Raw genomic sequence first — 13,899 nt, 5'->3', positions numbered from 1 at the left:
GTGAGTTGTGAGTTGTGAGTTGTGAGTTGTGAGTTGTGAGTTGTGAGTTGTGAGTTGTGAGTTGTGAGTTGTGAGTTGGGGTTGGGGTTTAGCCTAATTTTCTTAGTTTTTAAATATAGTGACACTTTTATCTTGATTCTTAACTCTTGATTCTTGACGCTACTCCGCTTCCTTTTCCAAAAACTCGTTGAACTTATCGCTGTTGTAGTCGGCGGCGCCGGTGTGTTTATATTTTAGCTTGCCGTTTTTGCCAAATATTAATGTTGTGGGTATGGTGCCATTTAGTAACGTATCCGGGAATTTACTTATAGATGTATATAATGGCAGGTTGTAATGGTTGTTTTTGAAGTAGGCCTTTGACTTTGGCAGGTTGTTATCCGTATCAACCATAATAAAAACAACATTGGGATTATTTTTAAACTTCATATAAAGCCTGTTTACCGATGGCATTTCGGCAAGGCAGGGCGGGCACCAGGTAGCCCAATAATTTACAAAAACCACTTTGTTTTTCAGGTTGGATATGGTAATTGTATTTCCGGATGTATCCCGGTAGCTATAATCGGGGAACTTTACTGGCTCTTTATGATTACGGGCATAATCGTCGGGATCTGGCTTAAAAGCACCAACCGCCATCAGTCCACGAATAAGTTCAACTTTGGCTATGGGGTTTAGCCAGGTAATTACAACCAATACCATGAGCAATGCAAATATTATGTTTGATGCTGAAAAGTATTTTTTATTTATCATGTCATAAATTTAATTAGTGCCGGGATGCAACAAAGTAATAAATAATTGAGAATAATTTCCTGTCATCCTTTGTACCTACACATGACATGTTGTAGAATCCCAGACTTACGAAGTTTTAAAAACTTCGTAAGTCTTTCGCCGGCTTGTTATTTCCCCTTCAGAATTTCGCGAAATTTTATCACTCAACATGGCAATTATGCCCCTATATCTATTTATCAACGCCTGTTTAAAACGTTTTGAAGTACAATTTTTAATTTTATTTGTTTTAATACTATTGTAACAATATATTTACCGGTAATTATTACCCCTAATAGTTAATTTGGAGAAGTGAAAAGGTTTATCGCGATACTATTACTTAATGTGCATCTGTTCAATTTGGGCGGGTACCAGTTTGTATTCCAGTATTTTATTCACCAATCCGAAATACAGATCGTAAAAGAGATCTACGAAAACAAGATCGACGCAACGAAGCTTGTCGAAATCAAAATCCCTGTTCACCTTCCCGGTATAAAAAAATGGGACCACTACGTTAGGGATAACGGCCAGTTGCAGCTAAAAGGTGTTTATTATAATTATTTACGATACAAAATGTCGCCGGATACTATGTCGTTCATTTGTATTGCCAATAGTGTTAAAACCCGCCTGGTATCTGCCAACCTCATCATCGCTAAAGAGATTAATGATGTGCCGGTTAGCAAAAAGGGACATGATTCGCTCAAAAAATCCGGCACGGGAAACGAATATAGTTTCCATATAATAAATTACCAGTTCATGGCATTTTCAACGCTGCTTAAAGTTATTCCAAGCCCTATACTCTGCCAATTGAACAATCCCTACATTGAATCTCCCGGCAAACCGCCAAATTTTACCTGCTAATTATAGCTTATGAATTATGATGTTGAATTGTTCTTTTAATCAATAAAGCGCAGTTTGATTGGTTATTGCATTAGTACCTTTTATAGCCGTATGTGGCTTTGGCTGAGACTTTTTTAATAACACCTATCGTAAGCTTCCAATCTTATGCTGAATTAATGTTTTATGCGTTGTTTTAATGCTTAAAATCATTTTCTCTCAGTTAGTTTATTATTAAATTTTATTGAATTTCTTTACTTAAATAGAATGAAACATTCATTGCTGTATTTTTACAGATGCTGTATTGTTATGGCTGTTTGCCTTACTTTATCCAAACATGTACAAGCCCAAACCGATGCCGATGCGCTGATGATCCCCAAAAACTATGTTTGCGCAGCAGGTGTTTACACACACAGTCAATGGGACCATTATTGGGAAGGTACCTTTAAACGCGATGCACCCAACCTGGGTACGGTAAGCTCAAATGCTTATATGCTTGGCTTTGTTTACGGCCTTTCAAATAAAATAAACGTATCTGTAGCACTCCCTTATGTTACCACCAATGCATCGGCAGGAACATTACGGGGCGAACGCAATTTGCAGGATGTAAGCGCTTATGTAAAATGGCTGGCTGTTAAACATGAAATAGGTAAAGGATCGTTGAGTTTACATGCTATTCTTTCGGGCTCAATACCTGCAAGTAACTATGAGGCCGATTTTTTACCATTATCTATTGGTTTGCATAGTAAAAATGTTGCTTTGCGTGGCTTGGTCAATTACCAGGTTAGCCGGTTTTTTGTGGCCGGGGCCTATCAGTATGTGCGCAGGAGCAATATTACTATCGACAGAAACTCTTATTACACCACCGAGATGCATTACACCAACGAGGTACAAATGCCCGATGTTTCTAATTATTTAATAAGCGCCGGTTTCAGGAGCTTGCAGTTTAACGCCGAGGCTACCTTTACGCAGGTTGATACCCATGGTGGGTTTGATATCAGGAAAAATGATATGCCTTTCCCAAGTAATAAAATGAACTCGAAGCTTGCAGGCCTCATCCTTAAATACACGTTTACCAAAATACCCGGATTAGAGCTTACAGCAGGCGGCAATTATGTATTAAAAGGCCGTAACGTTGGTCAGGCGCGCAGCTTTTATGGTGGCGTTTACTATGTTTTTAATACCCGGAAAGAGAAATAATTTTTAATATTTATTAAAAGAGAACATGATGAAAAAATCATTACTTTATATAATACCATCGATGTTTATAGGTGTAGCTATATTTTGCTCATCTTGTAAAAAAGACATTGTAGACCGTACCCAACAATACCCTGCACTGGCACCGGCCAATATTGACCTTAATGCAGACACCTGGAAACCGGTACTGGTTAAAGATTTTACCGTACTTACCATTGCCGCGCCCGACGCGGTTACCTCGCCTGCTTACCTGGCCGATATCAACGAAATTAAAGCGGCACAAAGAAATTTAACCGACGACCAAAAAGCATCTATTAAATACTGGAGCGCAGGCGCTGTATTACGCTGGAACGAGATTATGCGCCAGCTGGTAGCTAAGCATAACGTTCCGCCGTATCAAAATGCCGATGGTACTTATCCCGCGCCAAGCTCGGCCAATCCTTTTAATTATCCGGAATTTCCCTTTTCGAACCCGCCATACGCTGCACGTGCTTACGCTTATGTGAGCGCCGCCCAATATGACGCTTTGCTGGCTGCCTGGCACTTTAAAAATGTGTATAAACGTACAGCGCCGTACAAAAATGATGCGGCTGTACAGGCGTTGGTGCCTGTATCTGAACTGCCATCGTACCCAAGCGAAGATGCAGTTGTTGCAGGCGCTACAGTTGAACTGATGAAGCTTTTGTTCCCTACTGAATTGGTTTTCATCAACCAAAAAGCCCAGGAACAAAAAGAATACCGTATTATGGCAGGTGCTAACACCCGCGGCGAGATTGCAGCGGGCGAATCATTAGGCAAACAGGTTGCCGCCCTATTTGCAGCCAGGGCCCGCGGCGACCGTGCGGGTAAAGCTATAGGTACGCCCGCAGTGTGGGCAACACTTGAAACCAATGCATTTGAAAACGGCAAATTTTGGGTGAGTTTGGAAACTCCTAAAAGGCCGCCGATGTTGCCTTTGTTTTCAAAGGTGCTTCCGTTTTTGTTTGATACATTAACCGTTGTTTCGTTACGCCCGGCAGCGCCTTATTTATCCAACTCGGCCCAGTATAAAAAAGAAGTTGATGAGGTATTGTCGATGAGTAAAGACCATAGCCGCGCACATGAAGAGCAGGTTGCTTTTTGGGCTGATGGGGTTGCCACTTATACACCGGCCGGCCATTGGAATGCTATTGCTGCCGACGAGTTTGTGAAACAAAATTATAGCGAAGTACGCTGGGCCCGTAACTTTGCCTTACTAAATATGGCCGAAATGGATGCTGCTATAGTTTGCTGGGATACAAAATATTTTTACTTTAACCAACGCCCATCACAGGTAGATCCGTTGATTAAAACACTTACAGGTGTGCCAAATTTCCCGGCTTATACATCGGGTCACTCTAACTTTAGCGGCGCGGCGGCCACTGTGCTAACTTACTTATTGCCTGACAGGGGAACTAAGTTTACTGATTTGGCCCAGGCTGCTGCCATGTCAAGGTTGTATGGCGGTATACACTTCCGCAGCGATTGCGAGGTTGGTTTGGTAACCGGCAAAGCGGTGGGTCAATATGCGGTTAACAGGGGTAAGGCAGACGGAGCAGGATTATAACGAGCAGGGGACTTTAAGATACAAAAAAATGTCGCGTTTAATTTCAGATAAAAATATATACTACACGCTCAGGTTTGCATCAGCAATGTGTTTTATAGGTCATGGTGCTTTTGGCATCATCACCAAACCAATATGGTGTAACTATTTTGCCGTAGTTGGCATTGGGCACGATATGTCATACACGCTGATGCCTTATGTGGGCATGATGGATATTTTGTTTGGTTTATCGCTGTTAATATATCCAATTCGTGCGGTAGCAGGCTGGCTGGTAGTATGGGGAGTAATTACAGCCTCCATGCGCCCTTTATCCGGCGAGCCCTTTGCCGAGTTTATTGAACGCGCAGGCAATTTTGGCGCCCCATTCGTACTGTTGCTAATGCAGGGCGGTTTTAAAATGCCGCTAAAAAAATGGCTCGGCCGGATGGATGACGATGTAAACATGGATGCACACACCTTAAAAAATGTTTTAACTTGTTTAAGGCTGTTTGCATTCCTGCTGCTGTTGGGTCATGGTTGGTTAAACCTGATACAAAAGCAAGGTTTAATTAACCAGTACCATGCTTTGGGATTTAACAACCCGGACAAAATTGCGCTGATAGTTGGCATTTTTGAAGTTTTGGCAGCGTTTTCTGTACTTATTCGCCCTTTTGCAAATATCCTGCTGGTGTTTATTATCTGGAAAATAACAACCGAACTCTTTTACCCTAAATACGAAATATTTGAATGGGTTGAGCGGGGCGGCAGCTATGGGGTATTGTTATCCTTATGGTTTGCTGTTAAGCGATCGCCTTCCGGATTTTTATCATGGCCTTTTAAAAAGTCATCCCATTTACAAACTAATTAACTAACCTAAAATCCTGTAAAATGCAGGTTTAAGCCGGGTTTAATTACCCGGCTATACTATTCAATTACCCAAAACAATAATAACACTAAGAAAAACGATGAAACTAATTTTAAAATTGAGCTGTGTAGCAGCATTATTTGTACTTTTTACGACCGCGAAAGTAAATGCGCAGGGTTGCGTAGCCATCAGGAGTACGGGTGGTTTATGTACAATGGACGAACATCCGGATAGCGCCAATGCAGCCGCAGGAAGCTGGCTGATTAACAGCAATAGCCGCTATTTCAGGTCATACAAACATTTTGTGGGCACCAAAGAACAAAAACAACGTATAGCTGCGGGTACCAACGTTATTAACCATTCCTATACCAACGATATAACCCTTACCCGTGTGTTTAACAATCGCTGGTCGTTTGCTGTAGATGTACCTATTGTAAATAACGTGCGCTCGTCGTTATATGAGCATGGTGGTAAAGAGCGCTTAAATACACGCTCATTTGGCCTGGGCGATGTTAGGTTAACTGCTTATGCATGGTTGTTAAACCCGGCTAAGGCCCGTAAGGGAAATATCCAGGTAGGCTTAGGCTTAAAACTGGCTACCGGCGCCTATAACTACCAGGACTATTTTTACCACCAGGGCGGTACAGCCGATACCAAAGTGCTTGGCCCGGTTGATCAATCTATCCAATTGGGAGATGGCGGTACAGGTATCACGACCGAAATTAACACCTACTATAATTTTACCCACAAATTTGGAGTATATGGTGGCTTTTATTACCTGGTAAGCCCACGCGAGCAAAATGGCGTTTCAACAGCCCGCGGTGGTACTCCAAGTGCTAAAGCAATTGCTAACGGCAGCGATATTATGAGCGTGCCAGACCAGGTAATGCTTAGGGCTGGTGCAAGCTATGGCACAGGTAAATTTGATTTTTCGGCAGGCGCGCGTTATGAGTGCTTACCGGTTCATGACCTTGTAGGCGGCAGTAACGGTTTCAGAAGGCCGGGTAATATCCTTTCTGCCGAGCCTGGGGTTACATTCCGTGTAAAAACACTTTCTATTTATGCGTTTGTGCCGGTTGCCTTACGTCGCGAACGTACACAAAGCGTTGCTGACAAAATTTCAACCAACCTTACCGGAACATACGCACAAGGCGATGCGGCTTTTGCCGATTACGCTGTTAACATTGGAATTACGTACAGATTTAAATAAAGTTGATTTATGGTTTAAGCAGAAGCCGGGATTGAGACCCCGGCTTTTTTTGTTTTTATGGTAAACAACTCCGTAGTATATCGCTTCTTTCCGACCGTTTTTAATCAGTTCATTGCCATATTATAAGTTCTTAAAATATTTAAAGATGTTTGCACTGCTTATCAATAGTATTTATAGATTTGGAAATACTATAGTTTTACAATATGAACACTCCCGAAGAAAATTTTGCGGCGCTGGGTTTAAACCTGCCGCCCGCACCAAAGCCGCTTGGCGTTTATAAACCATGTTTAGTTGATGGAAAATACCTTTACCTATCCGGTCACGGTACGGTGCAGGATGATGGCACCCTGATTATAGGCCGCATTGGCGATACTATAAATATGGAAGATGGGAAGCTGGCCGCCCGGCAGGTTGGTTTAGCTATGCTGGCTACCATAAAAGCCAATATTGGCAGCTTTGATAAAGTAAAACGCGTAATCAAAGTATTGGGCATGGTTAACTGCACACCCGATTTTGAAAAACATCCTTTCATCATTAACGGAGCCAGCGAACTTTTTGCCAAAATTTGGGGCGAGGAAAATGGCATAGGCGTACGCAGCGCAGTAGGAATGGGATCGTTACCCGATAATATACCGGTTGAGATTGAAGCTTTGTTTGAATTAGTTTGATTTTAGTATCAAGTAGTTAGTATCAAGTATCAAGACTTTTAGGATGGGGTTGTTGGAATGTGGCAAACGCTGATTCGAATCGTTCCTGATGGCGCAAAACAATTGGGTTATCGTAAAACAAATGACAAAATACAGGGTTAGAAAAACTCGTTTGCGAATTCATTTTTAACTATTCATGACTCACCACTCACCACTCACTACTCAGCACTGGTTCACGATAGACAATATCGATAAGCTGGATACCCCGGCTTTGGTTGTTTATCCCGATAGGGTACAGGCCAACATCAATTTGCTTAAAACCATGATTGATGATGTTGCCCGGTTACGCCCGCACATAAAAACCTACAAAAACAGGGAGGTTACACAGCTGTTGCTGGATACGGGAATAAGAAAATTTAAATGCGCAACCATTGCCGAAGCCGAACTGCTGGGTACATGTAAAGCGCCCGATGTTTTGCTTGCTTACCAGCCCGTAGGGCCTAAGCTGGATAGGTTTATCAAATTAATACACACTTACCCGCAAACCCGCTTCTCGAGTTTGGTTGATAACGATTTAGCAGCCAAAGAAATTTCGGATGCCGCCGTAGTTGGTAAAATTACCATTGATGTTTACCTCGATTTAAATGTTGGCATGAACCGTACAGGTATTGCGCCCGGTTTTGATGCATTGCAACTATATATGGATTGCGCCGTATTGCCAGGGCTTAATCCGGTTGGCTTGCATGCCTATGACGGCCACATTCACGATGTTGATGTTGCAAAACGAAAAGAACGCTGCGACGCCGGTTTTATCCCTGTACTAAAGCTGCAACAGGATCTGAAGGCAAAAGATTACCCCGAACCGGTGATAATTGCAGGAGGCTCGCCAACGTTTACCATTCATTCAAAAAGGCCTGTTGTGGAATGTAGCCCCGGTACTTTTGTTTATTGGGATAGGGGCTATGAGTTGGAGATACCAGAGCAGGCATTTCTTTCGGCCATATTGGTAGTAACACGGGTTGTATCGTTGCCCGATGATACCAAACTTTGCCTGGATGTTGGGCATAAATCTATTTCGGCCGAAAATGAACTGGGCAAGCGAATTTACTTTTTGAATGCTCCCCAGCTGGTGCCCGTTGGCCAAAGCGAAGAGCATTTGGTTGTTGATGCTGGCAAGGGCCATAGCTATAAGGTAGGCGACGTGCTTTATGGCATCCCACATCATGTATGCCCAACAGTGGCCTTATACGAACGCGTTTATACCATCGAAAATAACACACTTACCGGCGAATGGCTTAACCTGGCCCGCGACCGTAAAATCACCATCTGATAATAAAAAATATGTTTGTAATTGATGCCCATTTAGACCTGAGCATGAACGCGCTGGAGTGGAACCGCGACCTTACCCGCCCGCTGGCCGAATTAAACCAGCGCGAAGAAGGGCTTACCGACAAACCCGACCGCGCCAAAGCCGTTGTTACCTTGCCCGAATTGCGCAAGGGCGATATTGGTTTGGTAGTGGCCACACAAATTGGCCGTTATGTGGCGCCCGGCAACCCATTGCCGGGTTGGCACTCGCCCGAACAGGCATGGGCGCAAACGCAGGGACAGGTAGCCTGGTACAAAGCTATGGAAGATGCCAGCCAAATGGTGCAGGTAAACGATTTGGCATCATTAGAGAAACATCTTGCTTATTGGAATGATGGGGCGCCAACAGAAAATAAAGCTATAGGGTATATCCTGAGTTTGGAAGGCGCGGATTCAATTATAACCGTACAACACCTGGAGCGCGCCTATAACTATGGCCTGCGCGCCGTAGGCCCCGCACACTATGGCCCCGGCAGGTACGCGCAAGGTACCGATGCAACCGGCTATATGGGGCCTAAAGGGCATGAGCTGCTCAAAGAAATGGAGCGTCTGAATATCATACTGGATGCAACGCATTTGTGCGATGATAGTTTTTGGGAGGCATTGGATCACTTCAACGGTCACGTTTGGGCCAGCCACAACAACTGCCGGGCACTGGTAAATCACAACCGCCAGTACAGCGATGAGATGATTAAAGCTTTGGTTGATAGGGGGGCAGTAATAGGTGCCGCATTGGATGCCTGGATGATGGTTCCGGGATGGGTGAGGGGTGTATCCACGCCCAAGGGGATGAACTGCAACATGGAGGTGATGATAGATCACATCGATCATATTTGCCAGGTAGCCGGCAACGCGTTGCATGTAGGCATGGGTACCGATCTTGACGGCGCTTTTGGCCGCGAGCAATGCCCATACGACCTGGAAACCATTGCCGATTTACAAAAAGTGCCTAATTTGTTAAAAAAACGCGGTTATACCGCTGCGGATATTGAAAATATGATGCACGGTAACTGGCTAAGGTTTTTGAGAAAGGCCTGGGGATAAAATGTCCTTCACAGCGGTAACGAAATCAAGACAGTTTGTTTACTTAATGTGTAAACCTATTTCAGGACAAGATAATCTTATTTGTTAAATGATTGATAGTCAGGCGATTTAGTGTTCCATGGCGTATTCTTGCAAAATCATAAAGTGTTGATAGTCAACACCAAGGCGTTCCAGAGCGTTCCGCATGATCCAGGCGTTCCGGTGGAACGTTTTTCACCGGTTTAATTTGCTGTAAAGCCCTGCTAATTCTATCGTTTTCTCACTTCCGTGTAAAACAAATCCTACAATTGGGCTAATTGCGGCAAATAAGCCAACTTTGCGCGATGAATGCAGAACAAGCGAGGCTAAAGGATACAAGTTGGAAAAAGTGGGGCCCCTATGTAAGCGACCGCCAATGGGGTACAGTTAGGGAAGATTATAGCGCGAATGGTGATGCCTGGAATTATATAACTCATGATATGGCCCGCAGCAAAGCCTACCGCTGGGGCGAGGAAGGCATAGCCGGTATTTGCGACCGCCAGCAAAATCTTTGTTTTGCTATAGCCCTCTGGAATAAAAAAGACCCAATCATCAAAGAACGCTATTTCGGCCTAAGCAATCCCGAAGGCAACCACGGCGAGGATGTAAAGGAATTATACTATTACCTGGATAGTACGCCTACCCACTCGTACATGAAAACCCTGTACAAGTACCCGCAAAATGAGTTTCCGTACGCCTGGCTGGTTAACGAAAACAAACGCCGTACACGCAACGATCCCGAATTTGAGTTGATGGATACCGGCATTTTTGATAATGACGAGTATTTTGATGTTTTTACAGAATATGCCAAAAACGCGCAGGATGACATCCTCATAAAAATTACCGTACATAACAGGGGCGGCAAAGATGCGGCGTTGAATGTTTTGCCTACCTTATGGTTCCGCAATACCTGGAGCTGGGGTTATGACGATTATAAGCCACAAATTTCGGCCCATGGTAATTGCACAACTGAGATATTTCACGAAGATCTTGGTCAGCTTTGGTTGCATGCCGAAGGTAATCCCCGGGTATTGTTTTGCGATAATGAAACAAATATGCAGCGGCTGTACAATTATGATAGTGGCTATAAATACCATAAAGACGGCATTAATGACTATATAATTCACGGCGCGAATACCATCAACCCCAAACAAACGGGTACAAAAGCTGCCGTTAATTATGATATTACGGTTGCAGCCGGTAAAAGCGTTACTTTAAAGCTAAGGCTTTCGCCGGATGCCAATTATAGCTTTGAAGATTTTGACAACGTCTTCGATATTCGCCTAACCGAGGCCGACCAGTTTTACAACGATGTTTACAATGATAAAGAGGACGCCGAAAGGTGCCTCATTCAACGCCAGGCGCTTGCGGGCATGCTTTGGAACAAGCAGTTTTACTACTCCGACATCCGCCAATGGCTAAACGGTGATCCTGCTCAACCAAGGCCCTCGGCACAACGGGAGGATGCCCGTAACCATAAATGGAGGCACCTGAACACTAAGGATATAATTTCTATGCCCGATAAATGGGAGTATCCCTGGTTTGCCGCCTGGGATTTGGCCTTCCATTGCCTGCCATTGGCAACTGTAGATATGGCATTTGCCAAAAATCAGTTGATACTGCTTACCCGCGACTGGTATATGCACCCTAATGGGCAACTGCCGGCCTACGAATGGGATTTTAGCGATGTAAACCCACCGGTACATGCCATGGCAGTTTGGAATATTTACAAAACCGACAAAGCCGCAAATAACGGAAAGGGCGACACCTACTTTTTAGAAAGGATCTTCCACAAACTGATGCTCAATTTTACCTGGTGGGTAAACCGTAAGGATGAGGCCGGTAACAATATTTTTGAAGGAGGTTTCCTCGGGATGGATAACATCGGCGTTTTCGACAGAAATACCCGGCTGCCTTCCGGCCAGCACCTGGAACAGGCTGATGGTACCAGTTGGATGGCTATGTACTCGCTTAACCTATTGCGGATTGCAACCGAGCTTGCGGAAACCGATAAAGCTTACCAGGATATAGCCTCTAAGTTTTTTGAGCATTTTATCTATATCGTTGGGGCTATGTCAAACTTTGGCGAAAGCAACGAAGGGCTTTGGGATGATGAGGATGGCTTTTTTTATGATCAGATCCGTTTCCCCGATGATGGTTCGGTTAAAATGCGCGTAAGGAGCATAGTGGGCCTGATACCGTTATTTGCGACCGAAGTTTTGGATGAAGTAGATATAGCCGACAGCCCCATATTTAAAGAACGAATGAAATGGTTTGCCGAAAAGCGGCCCGACCTTGCTTCGCTGGTATCGCGCTGGAACGAAAAAAATAGCACCGGCCGGCATTTGATCAGCCTTTTGCGTGGTTATCGTATGAAATCCCTGCTGAAATACATGTTGGATGAAAAGGAGTTTTTAAGCGATTATGGTATCCGTTCATTGTCAAAATATCATCTGGATCATCCTTATAAAATAGCAGTCAACGGAGTCGATTTTGGCATCGCCTACAAACCTGGCGAAAGCGATAGCGGCCTGTTTGGGGGTAACAGTAACTGGCGTGGCCCTATCTGGATGCCGATAAACTACCTTATTATTGATAGCCTTCAACGTTTTTATAAATATTACGGTGATGATTTTAAAGTGGAATGCCCCACCGGATCGGGTAATTTCATGAACCTGTCCGAAGTAGCCAATGAACTATACAGCCGGGTTTCTAAACTGTTTTTGCCCGATGATAAGGGGCACAGGCCATTGTTTGGCACAAATCACAAAATGCAAACCGATCCTCATTTTAAGGACCATGTACTTTTTTACGAATATTTTGACGGCGATACAGGTCGTGGTTTGGGGGCGTCCCATCAAACCGGCTGGACGGGGCTGATTGCTAATTGTTTGTTTAAATAGGCACCTGCTGATGACAGCGCTTTACGAGCGCCAAAACCAAGTGTAAATGCAGCATAAAAGCATTTAATTGGGTTAACATAACTTAACACATTTTGAATTGAATATAATATAAATATTTGGTAATCAATTAATTATATTTTTTTCATGGTTAACACGAAACTTACGTTTTGGGCAAATTAAACGCAGCCCCATTTGTGTGCCTGTTGGCCAAAATAGTTGCCGGTAGTTTGGGTTTTTAAGCAGGATCAGGCAGTAAAAGCAAGGTGTCATTTGATGCTTTTATCTGCCCGACATCATAAGCTTGTCGCTACCGGGATGATCAGCTGAGTTAATGTGTAAAAAAGACACAATAAGTTTTAATTTGCTGATAATTATTATTTAGATTTACTGTACCACATTAAAACTAAAATTATCAGCATGAATTACAACAGGAGGAAATTTATCCAAAGCTCCGGTGCACTGGTGCTTGGCGGTATTGCATTATCCGGCAAAGCCGCTTCTTTATTGAGCAATATGGCAGCTCCGCATGCCGTCGGCTTGCAACTCTTTACATTTTTTGGGGTTATTGATGAAGATGTAAAAGGTACGCTAACTAAAATAGCAGCCCTTGGCTTCAAAGACATGGAATCGGCCTTCAGCAAAAAAGGAGGTTATTACGGCATGACACCCAAGGAATTTAAAGTCATGGTGAATGACCTGGGCATGAACTGGACATCGCACCACGTTTTGGGTGCCCCATTCAAACTTCCTCCGGGAACAAAATTGCCAAACGGTGCCGATGGTAAGCCAATGGTAATTCCCCCAATGAAAAACCTGCGTGATAATATGCAGGAATTGGTTGATGATGCGGCAGCAGGCGGCATTAAATACCTGGTATGCGCCAATTCGCCCACAGCAACGCTGGAAGAAATAAAATCGACTATAGAAGTTTTAAATAAAACAGGAGAAGCTGCCAAAAAGGTAGGTATTCAGTTTGCCTACCATAATCATGATATGGAGTTTCATGCTGTTGATGGCAAAGTGCCTTACGATCTTTTGCTAAGCGAAACTGATCCCCAAAATGTTAAAATGGAGCTCGACCTGGCCTGGGCCATAAAAGGAGGCAAAAATCCGGTTGAAATGTTTAAACAACACCCCGGCCGTTTCCCGCTTTGGCACGTAAAAGATCTGGATGCCGAACGTAAAACCATTTTACCGGTAGGCAGCGGCACCATCGACTTTAAGCCAATCTTCGCAGCTGCAAAATCAGCCGGCATGAAACATTTCTTCGTTGAACACGATGGCCCGAAAGATCCGCTGGCAAGCATTACCAGCAGTATCGGGTATTTGAAAAATACGTTGAAGGTCTAATTAGTTCATTGGTTCACTTGTTCATTTGTCCTGTCTGAAGGTTAATCATTAACCCGGTAGCCGTGAGACTTCCGAAGTTTTAAAAACTTCGGAAGTCTGGTGCGTCGACGGCTTTTTGCCCGCTATGCCCACGTTCC

General features: G+C 43.9%; 11 protein-coding genes. 10 read left to right on the top strand and 1 reads right to left on the bottom strand.

Going from position 1 to position 13,899, the window contains the following annotated elements; translation table 11 throughout:
- Nucleotides 1-159 precede the first annotated feature (159 nt).
- Nucleotides 160-747, bottom strand: coding sequence for a TlpA family protein disulfide reductase (locus AC1DXF_RS15675; RefSeq protein WP_477449664.1), 588 nt, complete (start codon nucleotides 745-747; stop codon nucleotides 160-162).
- A 327-nt stretch (nucleotides 748-1,074) separates the two neighbouring features.
- On the opposite strand from AC1DXF_RS15675, the gene AC1DXF_RS15670 reads away from it, so the two are divergent.
- The 10 genes from AC1DXF_RS15670 (at nucleotide 1,075) to AC1DXF_RS15625 (ending at nucleotide 13,762) form a co-directional block, all read left to right on the top strand.
- The gene (locus AC1DXF_RS15670) at nucleotides 1,075-1,623 is read left to right on the top strand and encodes a hypothetical protein (RefSeq protein ID WP_477449663.1); all 549 of its coding nucleotides are present in this window, start codon (nucleotides 1,075-1,077) and stop codon (nucleotides 1,621-1,623) included.
- A gap of 243 nt (nucleotides 1,624-1,866) precedes the next feature.
- Nucleotides 1,867-2,799 carry a hypothetical protein gene (locus AC1DXF_RS15665; RefSeq protein ID WP_477449662.1) on the top strand — a complete coding sequence of 311 codons (933 nt, stop codon included), beginning with the start codon at nucleotides 1,867-1,869 and terminating at the stop codon, nucleotides 2,797-2,799.
- A 28-nt stretch (nucleotides 2,800-2,827) separates the two neighbouring features.
- Nucleotides 2,828-4,381, top strand: coding sequence for a vanadium-dependent haloperoxidase (locus tag AC1DXF_RS15660; protein ID WP_477449661.1), 1,554 nt, complete (start codon nucleotides 2,828-2,830; stop codon nucleotides 4,379-4,381).
- Nucleotides 4,382-4,409: 28 nt separating this feature from the next.
- The gene (locus AC1DXF_RS15655) at nucleotides 4,410-5,225 is read left to right on the top strand and encodes a hypothetical protein (RefSeq protein ID WP_477449660.1); all 816 of its coding nucleotides are present in this window, start codon (nucleotides 4,410-4,412) and stop codon (nucleotides 5,223-5,225) included.
- 97 nt (nucleotides 5,226-5,322) lie between these two features.
- On the top strand, nucleotides 5,323-6,432 hold the full coding sequence (locus AC1DXF_RS15650) for a hypothetical protein (protein WP_477449659.1): 1,110 nt from the start codon (nucleotides 5,323-5,325) through the stop codon (nucleotides 6,430-6,432).
- A 203-nt stretch (nucleotides 6,433-6,635) separates the two neighbouring features.
- Nucleotides 6,636-7,100, top strand: a complete 465-nt coding sequence (locus AC1DXF_RS15645) for a RidA family protein (RefSeq protein ID WP_477449658.1) — start codon at nucleotides 6,636-6,638, stop codon at nucleotides 7,098-7,100.
- 175 nt (nucleotides 7,101-7,275) lie between these two features.
- Nucleotides 7,276-8,409, top strand: a complete 1,134-nt coding sequence (locus AC1DXF_RS15640) for a D-TA family PLP-dependent enzyme (protein ID WP_477449657.1) — start codon at nucleotides 7,276-7,278, stop codon at nucleotides 8,407-8,409.
- Between the two features lie 11 nt (nucleotides 8,410-8,420).
- Nucleotides 8,421-9,491, top strand: coding sequence for a dipeptidase (locus tag AC1DXF_RS15635; RefSeq protein WP_477449656.1), 1,071 nt, complete (start codon nucleotides 8,421-8,423; stop codon nucleotides 9,489-9,491).
- Nucleotides 9,492-9,814: 323 nt separating this feature from the next.
- A complete protein-coding gene (locus AC1DXF_RS15630; protein WP_477449655.1) occupies nucleotides 9,815-12,412 on the top strand; it encodes an MGH1-like glycoside hydrolase domain-containing protein in 2,598 nt (865 codons plus the stop codon).
- Between the two features lie 417 nt (nucleotides 12,413-12,829).
- Nucleotides 12,830-13,762, top strand: a complete 933-nt coding sequence (locus AC1DXF_RS15625; RefSeq protein ID WP_477449654.1) for a sugar phosphate isomerase/epimerase family protein — start codon at nucleotides 12,830-12,832, stop codon at nucleotides 13,760-13,762.
- The last annotated feature ends 137 nt before the right edge of the window (nucleotides 13,763-13,899 follow it).

It is taken from the genome of Mucilaginibacter sp. P2_A5 (assembly GCF_056404995.1).
This window is presented reverse-complemented; position numbering and strand designations above follow the sequence as displayed.

Excerpts from the sequence above, each read along its gene's own strand:
- AC1DXF_RS15675 (WP_477449664.1), bottom strand. The coding sequence starts at position 747 with ATGATAAATAAAAAATACTTTTCAGCATCAAACATAATATTTGCATTG.
- AC1DXF_RS15665 (WP_477449662.1), top strand. The coding sequence starts at position 1,867 with ATGAAACATTCATTGCTGTATTTTTACAGATGCTGTATTGTTATGGCT.
- AC1DXF_RS15660 (WP_477449661.1), top strand. The coding sequence starts at position 2,828 with ATGAAAAAATCATTACTTTATATAATACCATCGATGTTTATAGGTGTA.
- AC1DXF_RS15655 (WP_477449660.1), top strand. The coding sequence starts at position 4,410 with ATGTCGCGTTTAATTTCAGATAAAAATATATACTACACGCTCAGGTTT.
- AC1DXF_RS15650 (WP_477449659.1), top strand. The coding sequence starts at position 5,323 with ATGAAACTAATTTTAAAATTGAGCTGTGTAGCAGCATTATTTGTACTT.
- AC1DXF_RS15645 (WP_477449658.1), top strand. The coding sequence starts at position 6,636 with ATGAACACTCCCGAAGAAAATTTTGCGGCGCTGGGTTTAAACCTGCCG.
- AC1DXF_RS15640 (WP_477449657.1), top strand. The coding sequence starts at position 7,276 with ATGACTCACCACTCACCACTCACTACTCAGCACTGGTTCACGATAGAC.
- AC1DXF_RS15635 (WP_477449656.1), top strand. The coding sequence starts at position 8,421 with ATGTTTGTAATTGATGCCCATTTAGACCTGAGCATGAACGCGCTGGAG.
- AC1DXF_RS15630 (WP_477449655.1), top strand. The coding sequence starts at position 9,815 with ATGAATGCAGAACAAGCGAGGCTAAAGGATACAAGTTGGAAAAAGTGG.
- AC1DXF_RS15625 (WP_477449654.1), top strand. The coding sequence starts at position 12,830 with ATGAATTACAACAGGAGGAAATTTATCCAAAGCTCCGGTGCACTGGTG.